The 20653-nt window shown below is 68.8% G+C and carries 24 protein-coding genes; 12 read left to right on the top strand and 12 right to left on the bottom strand.

Annotation, left to right across the window (positions count from 1 at the left end; translation table 11 throughout):
- The first annotated feature begins 40 nt into the window (after window positions 1-40).
- The 3 genes from fdhD (at window position 41) to Q8K84_RS14275 (ending at window position 1313) form a co-directional block, all read left to right on the top strand.
- Complete coding sequence (gene fdhD / locus Q8K84_RS14265) at window positions 41-880, top strand: formate dehydrogenase accessory sulfurtransferase FdhD (RefSeq protein WP_305283370.1); 840 nt, start codon at window positions 41-43, stop codon at window positions 878-880.
- 88 nt (window positions 881-968) lie between these two features.
- Window positions 969-1100, top strand: coding sequence for a hypothetical protein (locus Q8K84_RS14270; protein ID WP_305283371.1), 132 nt, complete (start codon window positions 969-971; stop codon window positions 1098-1100).
- A gap of 6 nt (window positions 1101-1106) precedes the next feature.
- Window positions 1107-1313, top strand: a complete 207-nt coding sequence (locus Q8K84_RS14275) for a hypothetical protein (protein WP_305283372.1) — start codon at window positions 1107-1109, stop codon at window positions 1311-1313.
- Between the two features lie 12 nt (window positions 1314-1325).
- On the opposite strand, the gene Q8K84_RS14280 is transcribed toward Q8K84_RS14275, so the two are convergent.
- The 5 genes from Q8K84_RS14280 to flgB all read right to left on the bottom strand — a co-directional run bounded on the left by Q8K84_RS14280 (window position 1326) and on the right by flgB (window position 4891).
- A complete protein-coding gene (locus Q8K84_RS14280; RefSeq protein WP_305283373.1) occupies window positions 1326-2879 on the bottom strand; it encodes an ABC transporter permease/substrate-binding protein in 1554 nt (517 codons plus the stop codon).
- Window positions 2876-3646, bottom strand: a complete 771-nt coding sequence (locus Q8K84_RS14285) for an ATP-binding cassette domain-containing protein (protein WP_305283374.1) — start codon at window positions 3644-3646, stop codon at window positions 2876-2878. The genes Q8K84_RS14280 and Q8K84_RS14285 overlap by 4 nt, the downstream gene beginning before the upstream one ends.
- A 67-nt stretch (window positions 3647-3713) precedes the next feature.
- Complete coding sequence (locus Q8K84_RS14290) at window positions 3714-4019, bottom strand: flagellar hook-basal body complex protein FliE (RefSeq protein ID WP_305283375.1); 306 nt, start codon at window positions 4017-4019, stop codon at window positions 3714-3716.
- A 12-nt stretch (window positions 4020-4031) separates the two neighbouring features.
- The gene (flgC, locus tag Q8K84_RS14295; protein ID WP_305283376.1) at window positions 4032-4451 is read right to left on the bottom strand and encodes a flagellar basal body rod protein FlgC; all 420 of its coding nucleotides are present in this window, start codon (window positions 4449-4451) and stop codon (window positions 4032-4034) included.
- A 17-nt stretch (window positions 4452-4468) separates the two neighbouring features.
- Entirely contained in the window at window positions 4469-4891 is a 423-nt protein-coding gene (gene flgB / locus Q8K84_RS14300) for a flagellar basal body rod protein FlgB (protein WP_305283377.1), read from the bottom strand.
- Between the two features lie 97 nt (window positions 4892-4988).
- Between flgB and Q8K84_RS14305 the strand changes: the two genes are divergently transcribed.
- Complete coding sequence (locus Q8K84_RS14305; protein ID WP_305283378.1) at window positions 4989-5315, top strand: flagellar biosynthetic protein FliO; 327 nt, start codon at window positions 4989-4991, stop codon at window positions 5313-5315.
- On the top strand, window positions 5315-6112 hold the full coding sequence (gene fliP, locus Q8K84_RS14310) for a flagellar type III secretion system pore protein FliP (RefSeq protein ID WP_305283379.1): 798 nt from the start codon (window positions 5315-5317) through the stop codon (window positions 6110-6112). The genes Q8K84_RS14305 and fliP overlap by 1 nt, the downstream gene beginning before the upstream one ends.
- Window positions 6113-6127: 15 nt before the next feature.
- On the opposite strand, the gene Q8K84_RS14315 is transcribed toward fliP, so the two are convergent.
- The gene (locus Q8K84_RS14315; RefSeq protein WP_305283380.1) at window positions 6128-7288 is read right to left on the bottom strand and encodes an alpha-hydroxy-acid oxidizing protein; all 1161 of its coding nucleotides are present in this window, start codon (window positions 7286-7288) and stop codon (window positions 6128-6130) included.
- A 271-nt stretch (window positions 7289-7559) separates the two neighbouring features.
- On the opposite strand from Q8K84_RS14315, the gene Q8K84_RS14320 reads away from it, so the two are divergent.
- The gene (locus Q8K84_RS14320; protein ID WP_305283381.1) at window positions 7560-8408 is read left to right on the top strand and encodes a hypothetical protein; all 849 of its coding nucleotides are present in this window, start codon (window positions 7560-7562) and stop codon (window positions 8406-8408) included.
- Between the two features lie 34 nt (window positions 8409-8442).
- On the opposite strand, the gene Q8K84_RS14325 is transcribed toward Q8K84_RS14320, so the two are convergent.
- From Q8K84_RS14325 to Q8K84_RS14345, 5 genes are read right to left on the bottom strand one after another with little or no spacing between them, the layout of a single operon-like run.
- Window positions 8443-11364 carry an endoglucanase gene (locus tag Q8K84_RS14325; protein WP_305283382.1) on the bottom strand — a complete coding sequence of 974 codons (2922 nt, stop codon included), beginning with the start codon at window positions 11362-11364 and terminating at the stop codon, window positions 8443-8445.
- A gap of 4 nt (window positions 11365-11368) precedes the next feature.
- Window positions 11369-12145: a MotE family protein gene (locus Q8K84_RS14330; protein ID WP_305283383.1), complete on the bottom strand. Its 777-nt coding sequence runs from the start codon at window positions 12143-12145 to the stop codon at window positions 11369-11371.
- Window positions 12142-12657 (bottom strand): DUF6468 domain-containing protein, encoded by a 516-nt coding sequence (locus tag Q8K84_RS14335; protein WP_305283384.1) that lies wholly within the window; start codon window positions 12655-12657, stop codon window positions 12142-12144. The genes Q8K84_RS14330 and Q8K84_RS14335 overlap by 4 nt, the downstream gene beginning before the upstream one ends.
- The gene (gene fliM / locus Q8K84_RS14340) at window positions 12657-13700 is read right to left on the bottom strand and encodes a flagellar motor switch protein FliM (protein ID WP_370867876.1); all 1044 of its coding nucleotides are present in this window, start codon (window positions 13698-13700) and stop codon (window positions 12657-12659) included. Before fliM ends, Q8K84_RS14335 begins: the two co-directional genes overlap by 1 nt.
- Before the next feature lie 50 nt (window positions 13701-13750).
- Window positions 13751-14356 carry a flagellar basal body-associated FliL family protein gene (locus Q8K84_RS14345; RefSeq protein WP_305283386.1) on the bottom strand — a complete coding sequence of 202 codons (606 nt, stop codon included), beginning with the start codon at window positions 14354-14356 and terminating at the stop codon, window positions 13751-13753.
- A 216-nt stretch (window positions 14357-14572) separates the two neighbouring features.
- Between Q8K84_RS14345 and flgF the strand changes: the two genes are divergently transcribed.
- Genes flgF through Q8K84_RS14375 form a run of 6 tightly spaced genes read left to right on the top strand, consistent with a single transcriptional unit; the run spans window position 14573 to window position 18728 of the window.
- Window positions 14573-15310, top strand: coding sequence for a flagellar basal-body rod protein FlgF (gene flgF / locus Q8K84_RS14350; protein WP_305283387.1), 738 nt, complete (start codon window positions 14573-14575; stop codon window positions 15308-15310).
- A gap of 23 nt (window positions 15311-15333) precedes the next feature.
- Window positions 15334-16116 carry a flagellar basal-body rod protein FlgG gene (gene flgG / locus Q8K84_RS14355; RefSeq protein ID WP_305283388.1) on the top strand — a complete coding sequence of 261 codons (783 nt, stop codon included), beginning with the start codon at window positions 15334-15336 and terminating at the stop codon, window positions 16114-16116.
- Between the two features lie 23 nt (window positions 16117-16139).
- On the top strand, window positions 16140-16874 hold the full coding sequence (gene flgA, locus Q8K84_RS14360) for a flagellar basal body P-ring formation chaperone FlgA (RefSeq protein WP_370867877.1): 735 nt from the start codon (window positions 16140-16142) through the stop codon (window positions 16872-16874).
- 23 nt (window positions 16875-16897) lie between these two features.
- Window positions 16898-17629 (top strand): flagellar basal body L-ring protein FlgH, encoded by a 732-nt coding sequence (flgH, locus tag Q8K84_RS14365; protein WP_305283391.1) that lies wholly within the window; start codon window positions 16898-16900, stop codon window positions 17627-17629.
- Window positions 17630-17689: 60 nt separating this feature from the next.
- Window positions 17690-18184 carry a hypothetical protein gene (locus Q8K84_RS14370; protein ID WP_305283392.1) on the top strand — a complete coding sequence of 165 codons (495 nt, stop codon included), beginning with the start codon at window positions 17690-17692 and terminating at the stop codon, window positions 18182-18184.
- A gap of 46 nt (window positions 18185-18230) precedes the next feature.
- Entirely contained in the window at window positions 18231-18728 is a 498-nt protein-coding gene (locus tag Q8K84_RS14375) for a hypothetical protein (protein ID WP_305283393.1), read from the top strand.
- Here the strand turns inward: Q8K84_RS14375 and dxs are convergent, their stop codons facing one another.
- Complete coding sequence (gene dxs / locus Q8K84_RS14380; RefSeq protein WP_305283562.1) at window positions 18729-20645, bottom strand: 1-deoxy-D-xylulose-5-phosphate synthase; 1917 nt, start codon at window positions 20643-20645, stop codon at window positions 18729-18731.
- Window positions 20646-20653 lie beyond the last annotated feature (8 nt).

A 20653-nucleotide genomic window follows, 5' to 3' on the forward strand; every position in this document is an offset into this window, starting at 1 on the left:
TTCGCCCGCCTGGCGCCGGGAACCCTGGGGAGCGTTCACAATGTTGCGCAGTCCTGATCCGCCGAACCTGGACATCTCCGCCTCGGTCCGCGCCCAGCCCCTGCGATTTCGCAGCGAAGGCGCCGCGCTGACCCCGCGCGAGGTGCCCGAAGAGACCGCCGTGGCCATCGTCCACGACGCCTCCACCACCGCCGTGATGATGGCGACGCCGTCGGACCTGGCCGAGTTCGGGCTTGGCTTCAGCCTGACGGAGGGGATCATCGACAGCCCAGCCGAGGTGCGGGACATCGATGTGATCGCGGGCGAGAACGGGGTCGAGGTGCGCCTGTGGCTGAGCCCGCGTAGTTCCGCCGCCGCCGCGGCGCGCCGCCGCCGTCAGGCAGGTCCCACCGGCTGCGGGCTCTGCGGCGTCGACAGTCTGGCCCAGGCGCTCAGAGCCCCGCCGGTCGTCGCCGGCGGCCTCACCTTGTGTCCAGCGGACATCCACGCCGCGATCGAGGCCCTGCCCCAACTTCAGGCCCTGGGTGACCTGACCCGCGCCGTCCACGCCGCGGGCTGGTGGAGCCCAGATGCCGGCTATCTGGCCGTGCGGGAGGATGTCGGCCGCCATAACGCCCTGGACAAGCTGGCCGGCGCCCTGGCCATGGCGCCTGAGCCCGCCTCCGCTGGCGCGGTGGTACTGACCAGCCGCGTCTCCGTGGAAATGGTCCAGAAGGCGGCCATGATCGGGGCCCAGATGATCATCGCCGTCTCGGCTCCGACCGCGCTCGCCATCCGTACGGCCCGGTCCGCGGGGATGACTCTGGTCGGCATCGCGCGACGGGACGGGTTCGAAGTCTTCACGGGACCGGAGCGCCTGTCCGAGATGGCGCGCACTTGAGGTCCGACAAGGACGGCGCATCGTGCTAGGATTGAGGTCATCGTCCCGCGGACCCGCCGCAGGCCCAGGCCCGAAAGGCCGCCATCTCATGAAAATCTACGACTCGCGTCTGCAGGCGCCGGCGCGCCGCGACCTTATCGATCCCCGCTCCACAACCCCGGCCACCCTGAGCCAGCAGGCGCCCAAGGCGATGCTGAACGACCGCCGCAGCACGCGCTGATCGACTATGAGCGAACTGACCGAGGGCCAGCTCCACGCCCTGCAAAATCTCAGCCGTAAGAAGTCCGGCGGCGAGGTCCCGTTTGTGAACATCAGCGACGCCCAGGTGCTGGTGGAACTGGGCCTGGCCGTCCGCAGCCGCCAGGGCTGGGATATCACGCCCGAGGGCCTCCGCCTGCTCGCCCCCCCGCCGAGCTCTGACAACCAGCGCTGAGCCGCGGCTGCGTCAGTCGAGGCCCAGCGCCTCGGACAGGGCGCGTCCCGCCTCCACGGGGCGCAGCTTGTCGGTATCCCGGTCGACGCTGTAGTTGGCGTCGCGCATCGCCTCCACCGGGATGGCCCCGATCAACGGCCGCAGGGCGGCCAGCAGCCGGGCGTCATTCACCCTAGCAGGTGCGATTAGCACCACGGCGTCATAGGGCGGCAGGGCCTGGCGGGGATCGGCCAGGGTGACCAGATCATCGGCGGCGATCCGGCCGTCGCTGGAGAAGGCGGAGATCACATCCACGTCGCCCGACGTCACTGCCCGGAACATGAAGGTGGGCTGGTAGGAGCGTCGCGCGCGGAATCCGAAGCCATAGGCCTCGTTGATCGCCGTCCACTCCGGACGGGCGAAGAACTCTAGGTCGCCCCCCATGGTCAGGCTGGCTGAGCGCCGGGCCAGATCATCCAGGGTCGATATCCCCAGGGCGGCGGCGCGGTCCTGGCGCATGGCGAGCGCATAGGCGTTCTCAAACCCCAGGGAGCCCAGGACCAGGACGCCGTCCCGGCGGGCCAGCTCCTCGGTCAGTTGTTCCAGGACCTCCTGGCGGCCGGGGTTATCTTCCCGGTTCAGGACGTTGGCCCACAGGGTGCCGGAATAGTCGACATAGACGTCGATCTCGCCCGAGGCCAAGGCGCGGTAGGCGATGGCCGAGCCGAGGTCTTCCTTCATCCGCGCCTCGCCGCCCAGATCCTCGATCCGCTCGGCGATCATCTCGGCCAGGATGTATTGTTCGGAGAAGTTCTTGGCGCCGACCACGTAGCTGGCCGGCTTGCCGAAGCTGATCAGCGGGGTCAGGGCCACGACAACCCCAATAAGGATACCGGCCGCGCCCAGGGCCGCGCGCTTGACGTCCCGCTTGGCGGCGCCGGCCTCGATCAGGCCCAGCAGCTGGTCGGTGACCATGGCCAGCAGGGCCGAAGCGGCGCAGCCAAACAGCACCAGCACCCAGTTCTCGGTCTGCAGGCCAGAGAAGATGTAGTTTCCGAGACTGGTCTGGCCGACCGGCGTCGACAGGGTGGCCGCCCCGATGGTCCAGACCGCGGCGGTGCGCACCCCGGCCATGATGACCGGCGCGGCCAGGGGCAGCTCCACCTGGAACAGGCGCTGGCGGGGCGTCATGCCGACGCCCTCGGCCGCCTGGATGATGGCCGGGTCCACCGAGAGAATGCCGGTGGTCCCGTTCCGCACGATGGGCAGCATCGAATAGAGGGTCAGCGCCAGCAGGGCCGGGAGGAAGCCCAGGGCCGAGAAACCGTAGCCGATCAGGTCTTCGCTGGCCGCCGAGATCACCAGGAGCAGCGGGAAGAACAGAGCCAGCAGGGCCAGGCTGGGAATGGTCTGGATCAGGCTGGCGCCGGCCAGGACCGGCCAGCGAATGTGCCGGTTCCGGCTGGCCGCGACGGCGAGCGGCAGGCTGATCAGCAGGCCAAGCCCCAGCGCCGAGGCGCTGAGCAGGACGTGCCAGGCGAGATATTCCGGCAGGCGCGCAAAGGCCGCCTCAAACTGCGGGCTCATGCCGCGTCTCCCAGGCGGGCGCGCAGGCGCGCGGCCTGACGGCGCGGGGCGGCCAGCAGGGCGGCGACCTCGGGATCGGCGGAGGCGGCCAGGGCCTGTGGCGTCCCGTCAGCGATCAGGCGGCCCGCGGCCACCACCACGATGCGGTCGGCCAGCAGCAGCGCCTCGGTCATGTCATGGGTGACCATGACGGTGGCCAGGTTCAGCCGCTCATGCAGGGCGCGGTAGTCGTCGCCGAGCGCGTCGCGCGTCAGGGGATCGAGGGCGCCGAAGGGCTCATCCATCAGCACGATATGCGGCTCCGCGGCCAGGGCCCGGGCCACGCCGACCCGCTGTTGCTGACCGCCCGAAAGGGCCGCGGGAAACCTCGCGCCCATCTCCTGCGGCAGGGCCACGAGCTCCAGCAGCTCGGCGGCGCGGGCGGCGCGGCGGGCCTTGTCCCAGCCCAGCAGCTTCGGCGTGATGCTGATATTCTCGGCCACGGTGAGGTGCGGAAAGAGACCGACCTCCTGAAAGACATAGCCAATGCGCCGGCGCAGAAGGTGCGGCGCCAGATTGGCCACCGCCTCGCCCTCGATCCGAACCTCGCCCGCGTCCGGGGCGATCAGGCCATTGATGGTCTTGAGAAGGGTGGTCTTGCCGGAGCCCGATGCGCCCACCAGAGCGACGAATTCGCCGGCCTCGATATCCAGGGACACATCGGTCAGCGCCACGTGCGCGCCATAGGATTTGGTGACGCGCTCCAGCGCGATGCGAGGGTCTGCCATGCGCCAGACCTAACACGTCAAACCCTGGTTGGGCTCCCCCAGGGCGCACTGGCGGACAGCAGGTGCGTCAGATCGGCATCCGCATGATTTCCTGATAGGCGGAAATCACCTGGTCGCGGACCGCCATGACGGTCTCCAGGCTGGCCTCAGCCGCTGAGATGGCGGTGACGACATCGACAAGCTGGGCGTTGCCCTGGACGTGGGCGGCCATCTGGGTCTCGGCGGTGCGCGAGGTCTGCACCGCGCCTTCCATGACGTCCTTCAGCATGGCGCCAAAGTCGACGCCGCCGGCGGCCTGACCGCCCCCGATCGAGGGAACGGCCGCGCCCTGGGTGGCGGCATAGGCCTTGGCTGCGGCGAGCGGGGTCATCATGGCCTAAGGTCCCTAGCGCTTGAGCAGATCGAGGACGCGCATCTCCATGGCGCGCGCGGTCTCGATCACATTGAGGTTGGCCTCGTAGGCCCGCTGGGCCTCGCGCATGTCCATCGCCTCCACCAGGGTGTTGACGTTGGGCAGCTTCACATAGCCCGCCGCATCGGCGGACGGGTGGCCTGGCTCATATTCCGTGCGGAAGGCGCTCGGATCGGCCTGAACCCTGGCCATCCGCACGCCCTGACCGGCGTCGATGCGGCTGGGCTCGAACACCGGCACCTGCCGGCGATAGGGGTCGCCGCCGGCCTGTTGCGAGGTGGAGTTGGCGTTGGCCAGATTCTCGGCGATGACCCGCATCCGCGCCTGCTGAGCGCGAAGCGCGGTGGCCGCGATGGCCTGGGCCGCGCCCTGGGTCGATTTGATCTCAGCCATGGCTCAGTCTCCGACGATCAGCGCCCAGGCGGGCGGGCTGCGGTGCGCAGCAGGTTCAGGGACTTCTGGTAGAAGCCGACGGCGGCGTCGTAGGCCATGCGGGCCTCCGACATCTTCATCATCTCCTCCTCCAGGACCACGGAATTGCCGTCCATGGTGGTCTCGGAGTCCTTGGTGCGGACCGACTTGAAGGTCGAGGCCGCGGCCGTGCGATTGACCGTCCCGCTCAGATGGGTGGCCTGGGTGCGGGCCGGCGCCCCGGCCTGGGCCATCTGCACCCCGCGAAGCTGGGCCTGGAAGCTGTAGGCCTTCACGTCCTGCGGCGTGTAGCCCGGCGTTTCGGAGTTGGCGACGTTCTGCGCGATCAGCCGCTGGCGCTCGCCGAGATGGCCTATGCGGCCACGCAGCATCGAGAACAGGGGGATGTCGGCCAGGTTCATGCCAACATGGTGAATAAACAGGGTTAATCGCTCCTTAAGAGTGTTCGCCGCAAATCGGGCCAAAGACCGGCGCCCGCGCGTCGGACAGGTGCGCCCCATGGATCTCGCCAGTTTCGCCCGGGCGGTCTTCGCTCTCGCCATCACGATCGGCCTGATCGGCCTGGCCGGCGTCGCCATGCGCCGATTTGGACCTGAGGCCATGGCCAGGTTCGCCTCGACCCGGGCCGAGCGCCGTCTGGCCGTGGTGGAGACCCTGGTGCTCGATCCCAGCCGCCGCCTGCTCATCGTCTCCTGTGACGGGGAGGAACGCCTCCTGTTGCTGGGTGAAGGCCAGGTGCTGAACCCGCCCTCGACCATCTCGCCGCCAGCCGCCGCCAGACCGACCGCGCCCCGCAAAGCCCGCAAGCCCAAGGCCCAAGCCTGATGCGCCCCTTTTTCCGCGTCCTCACCGCCCTTCCCGCCGCCGACTGGCGCCGCGCCGCGGGCCTGGCCGCCCTGGTCAGCCTCGTCGCCATGATGGGTCCGACGGTGGCCCAGGCCCAGGCGTTGAACATCGACCTCGGGACCGGGGCTGGCCTCACCGAACGGGTCGTTCAGCTGGTGGGACTGCTCACCGTCCTGTCGCTGGCGCCCTCCATCGTCATCATGACCACCTCCTTCGTGCGGATCGTGGTCGTGCTGTCCCTGCTGCGCACGGCGCTGGGCTTGCAGCAGAGCCCGCCCAATGCGGTGATCATCAGCCTGGCTCTGTTCCTCAGCGCCATCATCATGGCCCCAACCTTCGAGCGGTCCTATGATGACGGCATCCGCCCCCTGCTCGATCAGGAGATGGAGTTGCCCCAGGCCTTTGAGGCCGCAGCCACGCCGGTCAAGACCTTCATGCTCTCCCAGGTCGACCGGGAGGACCTGGCCCTGTTTGTCCGCCTCTCCCGGGTCGAGCAGCCGCAGACCGTGGACGACCTGCCCCTGCGCATCGTCACCCCGGCCTTCATGATCTCGGAGCTCAAGACGGCGTTCGAGATCGGATTCCTGCTGTTTGTGCCCTTCCTGGTCATCGACCTCGTCGTGGCCAGCGTGCTGATGAGCATGGGGATGATGATGCTGCCCCCGGTGGTCGTCTCCCTGCCCTTCAAGCTGATCTTCTTCGTCCTGGTGGACGGCTGGCGACTGGTGGCCGGCAGCCTGGTGGAGAGCTTCCAGCGGGGAACCGGCGGGGGGTAGTAAGGCTTGCGGCTCCTACAGCCGCCGCACCCCTTCGCGCCGCAGGTCGGCCAGGGTGGGCATGCCGTTGACGGCCATGAAGAGGTCGGCCTCGGCCAGGATGCATTTCAGGACGTGGGCGGCGCCGGCGGCGCCGTCCAGGGCCAGACCATAGACGAAGGGGCGGCCCACGCCGACGGCTGCGGCGCCCATGGCCAGCGCCTTGACCACGTCGGACCCGGAGCGGATGCCGGAATCGAACCACACCGGAACCTCGCCGCTGGCCTTGACCACGTCAGGCAGCATGTCGATGGCCGCAATGCCGCCATTGGCCTGGCGGCCGCCATGGTTGGAGCAGTAGATCCCGTCGGCGCCCATATCGACGGCCTTGCGGGCGTCTTCGGGGTGGCAGACGCCCTTCAGGATGATGGGTAGCTTGGTCACCGACTTCAGCCAGGCGATATCCTCCCACAGCATGGGCCGGCCAAACAGCGAGCCCCACAGGGCTACGGCCTCGGCCGGCGTCGCCGAAGCGTCCTTGCCCAGCAATTTCTGGAAGACCGGATCGGCGGTGTAGTTCTGCAGGACATGACCGCGCAGCTGGGGGAAGTTGCCGGCGTTCAGGTCCCGGGGGCGGAAGCCGGTCACCCAGGTGTCCAGGGTGACGATGATCCCGCGATAGCCGGCGGCCTCGGCCCGGGTGATCAGGCTCTCGGCCAGCTCCTTGTTGCGCGGGGTGTAGAGCTGGAAGAAGCCGGGCGTCTGGCCCAGATGCGGCGCCACGTCCTCCAGGGTGTCATTGCCAAGCGTCGAGACCACCATCGGGACGCCGGTCAGGGCCGAGGCCTGGGCCGCGGCGATGTCCCCATGCTGGTCCTGGCTGCACATGGCTGTCACCCCGATCGGCGCCATGAACAGGGGCGAGTGATAGGTGTGGCCAAACAGATCGGCTGACAGATCCCGCACGCTGGTCTCGACCATCATCCGCGGGACCATGCCCCAGTGATGAAAGGCCAGGGCGTTCTGGTCCTGGGTGAACTCGTCGCCGCAGCCGCCCTGGACGTAGTTCAGCACATGGGACGGCATGGCCGCCGTCGCCCGGGCGACCAGGGTGGCGTAGTCCACCGGCACGGCGGGCAGCACCCCACGCAGTCCACCCTGGTAGATTTCGTTCTGATAGCTTCCGAACTGCGCCACGCCCGGCTCTCCCACTGACGGCTTCTCGTTGACAGGACGAAGCCATGGGCGCCCCGGCGAGGTCAAAAAGATTCCGCAATCGATACCGGCGACCAACCCCCGGGCTTCCGGCGCCTTCGCAGAACGGCGTCATATTGTGTTGGCCCCGCGCCTGGACCATACGAGATTGATGAACCACGGTTTGCTGACCTCAACAGAGTCGGCGGCGCTGAACATTACGCGCGCCGCGCTCCTGGAACTCTGGCAAGGGCGAGACCTGAGTCTTGATCCGATGGACGCCTTGCTTGTGGCGACCATCATCCAGGCCAATGTCGACGCCGCGACGGCAGGTTTTGACGATCAGGTAGCCTTCGGGCCCCTCGACCGACCGCCGCCGGACATCGCCCGGCGCCGGGTCAGCGTCAGCCGGGTCGCAGACAGTCTGGACCTGAGATTTGAGACCGTTCGACGCCGCATCAACCGGCTCAAGACCAAGGGCATGATCATCGCCGACCCCGCCGGGGTGATCGTGCCAGAGTCCTACTTTTACACCCCAGCCAACGCGGCGACCGTCCTGGCCATCGACGACCTGGCCGCGCGCACCTATCGCCGCCTGACTCATCTGGGCTTTTTTGACGGCCGGCCCCTACCGTCGCCGCCCGATCATCCTCAGGAACATCCCCACCGCGCCGTGGCCCGCTATTTCATGAGCTACGCCCTACGCATGGGTGGCGAGATGCGCCATCTGTGCGGCGACTACATGAACCTGCTGCTGGTGCTGAATCTGAGCCACCTGAATACGGCTGGCCTGGGGGACGCCCGGGGGACGGCCGCGGACGGTCCTGATAGCTCACCGCTCGTCATCGACGCCCGCAAGTCGCCGATCAGCATCGCCGCCTTGGCGCGTGAATCCGCCGTGCCGTTCGAAACCACCCGTCGGCGGCTGGCCAGGCTCGCCGAGCAGAACATCTGCCGGATGGTCGATGGCGGCTACATTGTCCCGGCCGATACGCTGATGACTTTCGCCCTGACGCTTGCGCCGTCGAACGAAATGAACCTGACGCGCCTCTACCGTAACTGCGCCATGGTCGGGGCTGTGGCCGGCTGGACGGCGCAGGCGCCGCTCTCCGAGGCGTCCTGAGACCCCGCGCGGATACCTGACGGGGTAACGGGAGTCAGGCGGGCTTTGCGCCTGTGGTCGTTTTGGCGGCTTGAGCCGCAGGGGCGGCGGCGGCGCGGAACTTGTCCTTCATCCGGGCGACCCAGCCGGCGAAGGCCTCGTTGTCGGCGGCCAGGCGGCCGAACTCGCCAACGCCGACGGGGCCGGATGCGACCCCGGTCAGCGCCACCCGCAGGGCCTCGGGATTTCGCGCCTCATCCAGGAAACCGCTATAGCGCTCCTCCAGCCGCGCCAGGGCGGGGTCGTCGCCGGCCAGGCTGAAGGCGACGCCCGCCCGAAGCAGCTTGCCCTCGTCCTCGGCGCTCAGCGCCCCCTGGGCGCGCCAGCGATCCCCCAAGGAAGCTTCGAACAATTTGCCGGCCTCGGGCCAGTCCTTCTTGCGCCACACGATCTCGGCCCGCAGATCGCGGGCCTCGGGCGATACCTCGCGCTCCAGCACCTCCAGGGCGTGGTCCAGGCGGCCCAGATCCGACAGGGCGCGGGCCTCGATCAGCCGGCGGTCGGCGTTGAGCTGGCGCGGCAGGATGGTGGAGCGCGTGCCGTTGATCGTCACCAGGGCCTGCTCGGGCCGGCGGTCCATCAGATAGATGAGGGCCAGATCCGTGGCCACCTGGGCCCGGGGCACGCCGTCCAGCCGGTTGTCCACCTGATAGGCCAGGAGGTCAGCAGCCTGGTTCAGCAGGTCTACATCCACCAGGCGACGGACCAGACGGCGGACCATCATGTCCCCGTCGGCGCCGAGGGGGGTCAGGTCTTTGAAGTCGAAAAAGAGGGCGAGCGCCTGGACTGGCTCCAGGCCGTCGGCCAGGCCGTCCAGAAACAGGGCCCGGAAGGCGCTGCCGAGGTCAGCCTGAAGTCCCATCGCCTCAGGCAGGTCGGGCAGTCGCTGACCCGCTGAACGCAGGGCTTCCAGGGCCTCGCGATATCGGCCCTGGCTGAGATAAAGGCGACCCAGCGCCCGGATCGTCGCCAGTTCCGTGCCGTCCCCGCGCCAGCGGAAGCGCAGGCTGTCATAGGCCGCGGTCGCCTGGAGCGGGGTGATCGCGCCTTCCTCGAACCGGATGCGCGTGGCGTTCAGCAGGGCCGGGGCCGAGAGATAGTCCACCGGGGCCGTGGCCACCGCCTGGTAGATACGCAGGGCCCGGCCGGTCTGGCCCCGCTTTTCGGCCAGCTCGGCCTGCAGCAGGCGAACAGCGAGCTCTTCGAGGGCGTCGGTGTCTTCGGCGAGCGCCATGCGGATCCGGGAATCGGCGCCGTCGAGGTCGCCCATCTCCAGCGCCGCCTTGGCGTCGGCCCGGGCGAAGCGCTGACGCCAGACGGCGGGGAACTGATTAAAGGCCGCGGCGCCAGCGGCGAATTCCTTGCGGGTCTCGGGCCATTGCGCGGTCTGGCCCGCCAGATAGGAACGCCAGAGGGCGGCGGCCGGATCGTTGGACAGGGCCGGGGCGGAAAAGTCGGCGCTGGCCTCCTTGTAGCGTCGCGCCATGACCCTGGAGATGCCCCGCAGGCCACGGAACTCGGCGTCCCCCAGCAGGGAGGGATGCAGGCGCGCCACGTCGTTCAGGACCCCGATGGCCTCGAATGAAAGCTCGGTGCCGACCAGGAAGCGGGCCAGGGCCATCCGGGCGGCGACCTTGCTCTGCTGGCCGTCCAGACCCTCTTCGGCCGCGGCCGTGACCAGGGCGTTGTAGCGCGACATGAAGCCGCCCGACCCGGTCTTGGGCCAGTTGTCATAGTCCACAAGGGCGGGACGACCCGCCGGCATGGGGGCGCCGACCGGGGCCTCGTTACGACGGGCGGCCACCGTCGGCGAGGAGAGGGCCAGGCCCGTCGGCCGGCCAATAGCCACCAGATCGCCATCCCTCGACAGGGTGATGTCCTCGGCGAAGGACTCCATGGCCAAGCCCTGGGCGGAGGGCAGCAGGGCCATCTGCACAAATTCCCGCCTGGACGGCAGGCCCTTGGCCGGGCCCAGGGCCATGGCCACGGTCAGGGTGTCGCCGACCATGGAGTCGGGAACACGCACGATGCGGGTCACCCCGGACACAGCCGCCGTCAGGCTGGCCGGGCCGCCGGTTTCGTCTCGACGCACGCTGATGACGGAGGGCTGGGGCTGGGCGCCGGCGCCCAGGGCGATGATCCAGGTGTTCCCCTCGCTGATGGCGAAAACCGGCGTGCCCTGCGGGCTGGCGATCCGGACAGCGGAATAGTCAGGGCCCCGGAAGGCTTCCATGCGGGAGAACTGCAGCAAGCCCCGCGGCGCCTTGGAGACGTCGAGGCGGGCCGGGGCGTCGAACACCACCCACACGGCGTCGCCCCGGCGGAACACCGCCGCTCCAGCCGGCGCGGCCCAGGGAAAGCGCAGGACCGCCTGGGCGCCCTCCAGCCTGGCGTCGAGGCGCACAACCCCGTCCGCGGGAACCGGATTGGGGCGATTGGGCGGCGGCTCCAGGGGGGTGGACGCCGGCGGCGCAGCCGCGACCTTGGATTCAGGGGCCTTGGCGGTCTCGACCGCCGGCTTGACCGCGATATTGACGAAGGCGGCGCCGTCGGCCTGGCCGAGTCGGGCCTCGAACCCCTCCTCCAGGGTCAGGTCGAGCTCGAGCACACCGCCCACATGGCGCACTTGGGCGGTCTTCAAGCCCCGCGGCGGTGAGACCCGAAGCCGGGAGATGTCGGGATTGGCGTCGCGGGAAAAGCGCAGGGTCAGCACCGACCCTGCCTGCCGGCTGGTCACCCGCGCAGCGCCCCGCCAGTGGAATTCGATGCGTGAAAAGCCACGCGCCTGCGCCACCCGGACCTCAAGCGCCTCGGCGGCCGCGGGCGCCGCGGCCTGGGCCAGCACGCCCGCAGGCGTCGCCGTGGCCAGGATGCAGGCCGCCGCGACGCCGGAGCGCAGGGTCCGACGCAGGGTCATGGTCTTAGCCGCCAGCCTTGGCCGCAGGCGCGGCGGGGCGTGGCGCGTTCTGGGCCGCGGCGCTTTCCGTGGCCCCCAGGGCCTTGCCCAGGGCGCGGGCGGCTTCGAAGCGGCTGGCGAGGCTCTCAGTCAGACGCTTGGCCTCGGCGGGGGGCATGGCCGCCAGCATGGCCGACAGGGCGCGCTCCTTCATCGCCGCAGCGATAGGCAAGCGCACGGAGTCGTCGAGCACCGTCATGCGGGCGGCGGAATCCTTGGGCTTCATGCCCTCAAAGACCTTCACCATGCGGGCGACCTCCGTGTTCTCGCGAACCTCGGCCTCGCCCATGAGGCTTTCAATGTCGGTCTTGAGGCCGCTCAGGGCCTTCACCTTGGCGTCCAACTTGGCTTCCGCCGCGGCCATCAAGGCCAGTTGGGTCTCCATGGACTGCTCGCGGGCGTCCAGCTGGCCCCGGCGCTCACCCAGGCTTTGCAGCACCTGCAGCTCGGCCGGCGATAGTCCGGCCTCCCGGGCCAGCTCCGCCGCCGTCGGGGCGCAGGCCGCCACGGGCTTGGGAAGGGTCGAGGCGGCCGCATTGGTCGCCTCCCCGGTTGGCGCCGCTTCAGCCGCGCCGGCGGCTTCGCCGGCCTTGCCCGCGCCATCGCTCACCGCCTCCTGGGCGAAGGCGCGCGCGCCAGACAGGAGATCAGGGAGGGCCTGGGCCCCGGCCAGGGCGTTGACCACCAGGACGCCGCCGATCGCGACGCCGACAATGGGCAGGATGCGGGGAACAGACTTCATCGACGGCCTCGGCTCAGATGGCCCGCGGCCTCAGCCGGGGGGGTGTCGAACAGGTCTTCTTCCAGGGCGCGCGCCATCTTGGACAGGGGGCGGCCGGGACGCGGAATCGGGGCGATCTCGCGCTCGGTCTCGGCGCGGGGGCGCGGGGGACGCAGTTCATGGGCACCTGACAACAGGGCGCCCAGCCGGCGCTCGGCGGCGCGCTCCGCCGCCTCGGCTTCCGCCAGCGCCGGCCCTTCGCGAACCTGCCGCTCGAGGCGGGCGCTGAGCTGGCGTGCTTCGGTGACGCGATCATCCAGGGTCTCGGCGGCCTCATCGGTGGCCGCGCGCAGATCCGCCAGGCCCTGCTCGGCCCGCCGGGCGGCGGCGTCGAGCTCCGCGACAGCCAGGGCGAACCCCTCGTGGCTGTCGCGCAGGGCCTTGAGCCGCCGGTTCAGACGCCACCCCATGATCAGGGCGGCCGCCAGCAGGACCGCCAGCATGAGATTCATCGAGATCGCCACCAGACTCATCAGATCCTCTGCACGGCTTTGCGGGCCTGCGGCGAGAGGGGAGCCTCGACGCGGACGGCGATGTTGTGGTTGCGGCGGCCCATGTGACCGCGGGTCAGGGGAATGGTTCCAGCCCGCAGCTCCACCGGGCTCTCCGGCGTGGCGTTGAGCACGATGGTCTCGCCCACCTGCAGATCCAGCAGCCGCTGGAGGGGTATCTGCAGCTCGTCCAGGACGCAGCGGACCTCCAACTGGGTGGTCCAGAGCTCGGTGGCCAGGTGGCCTTCCCAGATGTTGTCGCGGCCGAACTTCTCGCCCATGAACTGCTGCAGCAGCATCTTCCGGATGGGCTCCAGGGTCGCATAGGGCAGCAGCAACTCGATGCGGCCGCCCCGGTCCTCCATGTCGATGCGCAGCTTGACCAGGATGGCGGCGTTGGCGGGCCTGGCGATGGCGGCGAAGCGCGGATTGGTCTCCAACCGGTCCAGGACGAAGGACACCGGCGTCAGGGGCTCGAAGGCGGCCCGGGCGTCCGCCAGCACGACCTCGACCATCCGCTGGACCAGCACCCGCTCGATCGTGGTGTAGGGCCGGCCTTCGATGCGCATGGCCGCCGTGCCCCGACGACCGCCCAGCAGAACATCGACGATGGAATAGATCAGGTTCGAGTCGACCGTCAGAAGGCCGTAGTTCTCAAGCTGCTCAGCCTTGAACACCGCCAGGATGGCCGGCAGCGGGATGGAATTCAGGTAGTCCCCGAACCGGATCGAGGAAATGTTGTCGAGGCTGACCTCGACATTGTCTGAGGTGAAGTTGCGCAGGGACGTCGTCATCAACCGCACCAGGCGGTCAAAGACGATTTCCAGCATGGGCAGCCGCTCGTAGGAGACCAGCGCAGAATTGATGATCGCCCGGATGCCGGTGCGCTCAGAGGCTTCGTCATCAGTGAGGTCAAAGCCAAGAAGGCTGTCGATCTCATCCTGATTGAGGATGCGCTCGGTCCCGGCGAACGGATCAGAATCACCGCCGGCGCCCCAGGCGTCAGCTCCGGTGTCTGCGGACATGTCGTTGTCGTCTGCCATGGCGAAATCTCAACTGAAGCCGCGAGCGCGGATCAGTTGATGAGCATCTCCTCGATCAGAACGGCGTTCACCTTGGCCGGCGCAATGACCAGATTCACCCGACGCAGGATCTCCATGCGAAGCTGATAGCTTCCCTGGCTGCCCGACAGATCCTCGGGCCGTAACTCGCGCAGGAAGGTCTGGAACATGTCCTGCAGCCGGGGAAGGTTGGGATCCAGTTCAGTGGCCACGCCGTCGTCGGGGAGCTCCAGCGTCAGGCGCAGCTTCAGGAAGGTGGCCTTGCCCTCTGGGGTCTGCATGTTCACGACGATGTCGGGCATGGTGTAGAAGACCACCCCATCGGGACCAGGACGGATCACCGCCGGGCTTGCCGGCGCGTCGCCGTCCTTGCCTTTGCCCTTCTCGGCTTTCTCAGTCTTCGCCTTTTCGGCCTTCTCCGCCTCGGCGCCCTCGGCGGCTGGCTTGGGCCCCAGCAGCATGAACGCCCCCGCGCCGCCGCCGCCCAGGACCACAAGCGCGCCAACCCCGGCGATGATCAGCAGCTTGAGCGGCGGCTTCTTCTTGGCCGGCGCGCCTTCGCCATCGAGGGCGGCTTCGTCGCCATCGACAGGGGCTTGCTTGTCCTTGGACTTGGCCACGCGCGCGGCTCCTTAGAATCTTACCCCTCACCCATGCCGCAGCGGTGGTTAAGGATAGGTTTTTACACCTGTTAACGGCGGCCGATCCTGCCCGGCAGTTTCCGCCAGGGGGGCGAAATTAACCTTCTTAAATCTTGTTTTTGTTCGCCTTTCTGGCTGGCCCGAAGCTTGCAGGCGACAGGTGTGAAATCCTGTCGCACCCAGGGAGGCGAGTAGATGGACAATGCGATCTATGTCGGCCTGTCGCGCCAGATGGTGCTGCGGCGCGAGCTGGACCTCATCGCCAACAATGTCGCCAACGCCGACACGGTGGGCTTCAAGGTTGAGTCCCTGATGGCCCGCGCAGAGCCCGGCGCCCCGGCCTACACCGAAGGCGCCCCCCGCCCGGTCAAGTTCGTGATCGACGGCGGCGTCGCCCGCGATTTCGGCCAGGGCGGGCTGTTCAGTACGGGTTCGGATCTCGACCTGGGCATCGAAGGCCAAGGCTTCTTCGAGGTCACCACCGACGATGGCCCCCGCTACACCCGGGACGGCCGTTTCCGCCTGGACGAGCTGGGCCGCATCACCAACCAGGCCGGCCAGCCCCTGGCCGGGGAAGGCGGCGGCGAGATCGTCATCAATCCTGAGGACGGTAAGGTCACCATCGGCCCCGATGGCACGATCAGCCAGGGCGAAAACCAGCTGGGCCGCGTCGGCGTCGTGCGGTTCGACGATCTCTCGGTCCTGGAAAAGACTGGCGACAACCTGCTGCGCAACACATCCAACCTCCCGGCCGAGGCGGCGCCCGACGTGCGGGTCCGCCAGGGCATGCTGGAGAGCTCCAACGTCAAGCCCATCCTGGAGATCACCCGGCTGATCGAAGTCACCCGGGCCTACGAGAGCATCACCAAGATGATGGAATCCTCCGCCGACCTGTCCCGACGCGCTGTCGAGCGCATGGGTCGGGCGAACTAGAGCTCTTAGAGAAGGTCTTCACCATGCAGGCACTTCGCACCGCCGCGACGGGCATGTCCGCCCAGCAGCTGAACGTCGAGGTCATCTCGAACAACATCGCCAACATGAACACGGTGGGCTTCAAGAAGCAGCGCGCCGAGTTCCAGGATCTGCTCTATCACACGATCGAGCGCGCCGGCGCCATGGCCGCCGAAGGCGCCATCGTGCCCACCGGCGTGCAGATCGGCGGCGGGGTGAAGGCCGGATCGGTCTATCGCATCACCGAGCAGGGCGCCGTCACCCAGACGGGCAATCCCTACGACATGGCCATCAGTGGCCGGGGGTTCTTCCAGGTGCTGATGCCGTCCGGCGAGACCGCCTACACCCGGGCCGGCAACCTGTCGCTGAACGCCGATGGTCAGCTGGTGACCGAGGACGGATACGCGCTCCAGCCGGCGATCGCCGTGCCCGGCGACGCCACATCCATCTCCATCTCCAAGAGCGGTGAGGTCCAGGCCATCCGGGAAGGTCAGGCCGACGCCGAGGTTGTGGGCCAGATCGAGCTGGCCAATTTCGTCAATGAAGCCGGCCTCAGCGCCATCGGCGACAACCTCCTGGTGGAGACCGCCGCCAGCGGGCCGGCCAATGTCGGCGCGCCGGGAGCGATTGGATTCGGCAACCTGCTCCAGGGCTATACCGAGGCCTCCAATGTGGACGCCGTCACTGAAATCACCGCGTTGATCATCGCCCAGCGGGCCTATGAGATGAACTCCAAGGTCATCTCCGCCGCCGATGAGATGCTGCAAGCCGCCAATGCGGTGAAGTGATGATGATCCTCCGTCACCTCACGATCGCCGCCGCCCTTTGGTTGGCCGCCGCGCCCATCGCCCAGGCCGCCCAGCCGGTGAGCCTGAAGGCCGAGACCGTGGATTCGGACGGGGTCGTCACCCTCGGCGACCTGTTCGACGGCGCCGGATCGGCCGCCGCGGTCAGGGTCGCAGCCAAGCCCGGGCTCAGCGTCGTGCTCGACGCCGGCGCAGTGCAGCAACTGGCGCGCCGCGCAGGCCTGCACTGGGCCAACGCCGAGGGCGTCCGCCGCATTGTGGTCCGCACCGGCGCCGACAGCGGAACCGCCACGTCCGTCTCGGCCCGCGCCGGCAATGTGGAAGTGCTGACCTATGCCCGCAGCCTGTCGACCGGCGACATTGTCCAGCCCGAGGATCTGATCTGGGGCAAGGCGGCGATGGCCCCAACCGACGCGCCGCACGACGCCGAAGCGATCATCGGGCTCGCCGCCCGCCGCCCCCTCCGCGCCGGGTCGGTCGTCGCCGCCCGGGACGTCACCGCCCCACAGGTGATCGCCGCGGGCGACATCGTCACCCTGACCTATGAGGCGGCCGGAATGGTGCTGAGCGTCAAGGCCAAGGCCATGGGCCGCGCCGCCCAGGGCGAAGGCTTCGCCGCCCAGAACCTGACCACCAAGCGCACGGTCCAGGCCGTGGCCACCGGCCCCGGCCAGGCCGCCGTCGGCCCTGGCGCCGATCAGATGCTGGCCAGCCCGGCCGCCCGCTACGCCCTGCGTTGATCCCGTTGAGAAGAGACCTCGCCATGCGCCTCGCCACCCTCGCCATCCTCGCCCTGCTGCCGCTTGGCGCCTGCTCGACCGTCCAGGAGGCCGTCGCGGGGCCGGACCTCACCCCCGTGCGCTATCCCGCCGCCCTGGTTCCGCAACAGCAGGTGATCCTGGCCTCCGCCAATCAGCCCATGCCGAGCCAGGCTTCGGCCAACTCCCTGTGGCGCACAGGCGCCCGGGCCTTCTTCCTTGACCAGCGGGCCAACCGGGTCGGTGACATCGTCACCGTCCAGATCGAGATTGACGACCGGGCCCAGACCTCGAACTCCACCAGCACCAATCGCAGCGGCGGCATGCAGGCCGGCGTGCCGACCTTCTTTGGTCTGGAATCCAGCCTGGGCCGCATTTTGCCCGGCGCCTTCGACCCGGCCAACGCGATCTCCAGCAGTTCGAGCTCCAACAACTCCGGCTCCGGCTCGGTGTCTCGCGCCGAGAAGATCAACCTGGTCATCGCCGCCGTCGTCACCGCCGTGCTGCCCAATGGCAATATGATGATCCAGGGCACCCAGGAGGTGCGCACCAATGGCGAGGTTCGGCAGCTGTCGGTGGCCGGAATCATCCGCCCGGAGGACATCACCTCGTCCAACACCATCCGCCATTCGCAGATCGCAGAGGCGCGCATCAGCTACGGCGGTCGGGGCGACATCAGCCGGGTCCAGCGAACCCCGGCCGGTCAGGCCATCGTGGAGAGCTTCTCCCCCTTCTGACGAGGCGCCATGAACCGAACGGCGTGCGGCGAGTTTGCTTCTCTGAAGGAGACGCCCACCATGCGCACCCGTTCCGCCCTGGGCCTGTCGGCCGCCATGATTATCGTCGCCGCCTGCGCTCACCCCGTGGCCGAGGCGCCGGCCCCCATGGCCTGGTCGTTCAACCACACCCACAGCGAAGGCCTCAAGCTGGTCTACGGCCAGCCCCAGTCTGACAATGTGCTGGTCATGCTGAGCTGCCACCCGCAGTCGGGTGAGGTCGAGGTGGCGGTGATCACGTCCGATGGGGTGTCCGGCTCGGGGGACTCAGGCGCAGTGGGCCTGTCATCGCGACAGGAGCGGCTCGACCTGACCAGCGCGGTCGCCCCAACGCCAATCGCCGGCCTGGGCGTCGTCATTGAGAGCGCAGCCGCCAACACGCCGGCCCTGGACCGCTTCGCCCGCACCGGCGAGCTATCGGTGCAGACCGCCGGCAAGACTGTGGCCGCTCCGGCGCGGGGCGCCGATCAGGCCCTGGTGTCGGACTTCTTCGGGCAGTGTGGCCAACCGGTTTAAGGCCTTGAGGCTGGAGCCTTGGCTGTGCCGGGGCTAAGCTCCGCCCATGACACGCGCCCCTGCCCTCGCCCTGTTGCTCCTTTTCACCAGCTCGGCCGCCGCGGCCCAGGAAAGTGGCTGGACGTACCGCTCCACGCCGGAGCCCGTCGAACTGGCGCATACCTCGCCCGGCAGCCCTATCCCTGACCTCGCCCTCACCTGTGTGAAGGACAGTCGTCAGATTGTGGCGCGGTTTCCCGTGGCCCAGCGGCTGGCGGCGGACAATTCCAGCGGACGCTGGCTGGACGATGTGGGGCGCCCGGCCCCCTGGCCCGTCAGCGTGACCATCGCCTCGGGCGAAACCCAGACCACCATACCTGGCGAGGCCAATCTCGATCCCATCGGCGATGGCTCGATCATCACCGTGGAATTCGCAGACCGCGCCCCCGTGGCCGAAGCCTTCAGCCGCACAGGGATGCTGGCCGTCTCGGCCTTGGGCGGCGGCGTACAGCCAGCAGCCGCGGCGCGGCGCTCAGTCCAGGGCTTCCTGCGCTACTGCCGCTGATCAGGCCCGGCGGCCGGCAGCCGCCACCACATCGGCGCCCAGAGCCGCCAGGGCGGTCCGCACGACACCCTCAGCATCGAGGCCCGCTTGGGCGTACATCAGTTCCGGCTTGTCGTGGTCCTGGAAGATGTCCGGCAGGGTCAGGGTACGCACCTTAAGTCCGCGATCCAGAGCGCCGTGTCGCGCCAGGGCCTCCAGGACGAAGGCCCCGAAGCCGCCCATGGCGCCTTCCTCGATGGTGATCAGGGCCTCGTGGTCCCGGGCCAAGCGCAGGACTAGGTCGATATCCAGGGGCTTGGCGAAGCGGGCGTCGGCCACTGTCGCCGAAAGGCCCCGCGCGCCGAGCATGTCGGCGGCGCGCAGGCACTCGGGCAGGCGCGTTCCGAAGGACAGGAGCGCCACAGCGGTCCCCTCGCGTACGATGCGGCCCCGGCCGATCTCCAGCGGCGTGGCGACCTCAGGGATGGCCACGCCTGTCCCCTCGCCGCGCGGGTAGCGGAAGGCGCTGGGGCGGTCGTCGATCGCCGCGGCGGTCGCGACCATATGGGCGAGTTCGGCCTCGTCGGCGGCGGCCATCAGCACCATGCCTGGAAGCGCGCCCATGAAGCCGACATCAAATGAACCGGCATGGGTCGGCCCATCGGCGCCCACCAGCCCCGCCCGGTCGATGGCGAAGCGCACCGGCAGGCCCTGAATGGCCACATCGTGGACCACCTGGTCATAGCCGCGCTGCAGGAAGGTGGAATAGATGGCCGCGAACGGCTTCATGCCGTCGGCGGCGAGTCCGGCGGCGAAGGTCACCGCATGCTGCTCGGCGATCCCGACATCATAGGTGCGATCAGGGAAGGCCTGGCCAAACAGATCAAGCCCCGTGCCGGAGGGCATAGCCGCGGTGATCGCGCAGATGGTGGGATCCAGGCGCGCCTGCTTGATGAGCTCGGTGGCGAACACCTTGGTATAGCTGGGCGCCTTGGCCTGGGCCTTGGCCTGCTGGCCCGTGACCACGTCAAACTTGACCACCGCATGGTGCTTGTCGGCCGCGCTTTCAGCGGGGGCGTAACCCTTGCCCTTCTGGGTGACCACATGAACCAGCACCGGCCGGTCGACGATCTCCCGGGCGTTCCGGAGCACCGCCACCAGGGCTTCCATGTCGTGGCCATCGATGGGGCCGACATAATAGAAGCCCAGCTCCTCGAAGAGGGTGCCGCCGGTGACCATGCCCCGGGCGTATTCCTCGGCCTTGCGGGCGGCCTCCTGGATCGGCCGCGGGAAGGCCTTGGCCACTGACTTGCCGAGATTGCGCAGGGACTGGTAGCCGCCGCCGGACACCAGTCTCGCCATATAGGCGCTCATGCCCCCCACCGGCGGGGCGATGGACATGTCGTTGTCGTTGAGGACGACGGTCAGCTGCTTGGTCGTCTCGGCCGCGTTGTTCATGGCCTCATAGGCCATGCCGGCGCTCATGGAGCCGTCGCCGATGACAGCCACGACGCGGTTGTTCCGTCCTGCCTGGTCGCGGGCCGCGCAAAAGCCGAGCGCCGCCGAGATGGAGGTCGAGGCGTGGGCGGCGCCAAACGGGTCATATTCACTCTCGGCCCGCTTGGTGAACCCCGACAGACCCCCGCCCTGACGCAGGGTGCGGATGCGGTCGCGCCGTCCGGTCAGGATCTTGTGCGGATAGGCCTGGTGGCCCACGTCCCAGATCAGGATGTCCTTGGGCGTCTCATAGACGTGATGCAGGGCGACGGTGAGCTCGACCACGCCCAGGCCAGCGCCCAGGTGCCCGCCGGTCTGCGAGACAGCGTCAATGGTCTCGCTGCGAAGCTCGTCAGCCAGGGTCTGGAGTTGTGGGACGGTGAAACCGCGGGTGTCGGCGGGCGCGGAAACCTGATCCAGGAGAGGCGTATTTGGCGGCATGAAGTGGG

It is taken from the genome of Phenylobacterium sp. (assembly GCF_030679875.1).
Taxonomy (GTDB): domain Bacteria; phylum Pseudomonadota; class Alphaproteobacteria; order Caulobacterales; family Caulobacteraceae; genus Phenylobacterium.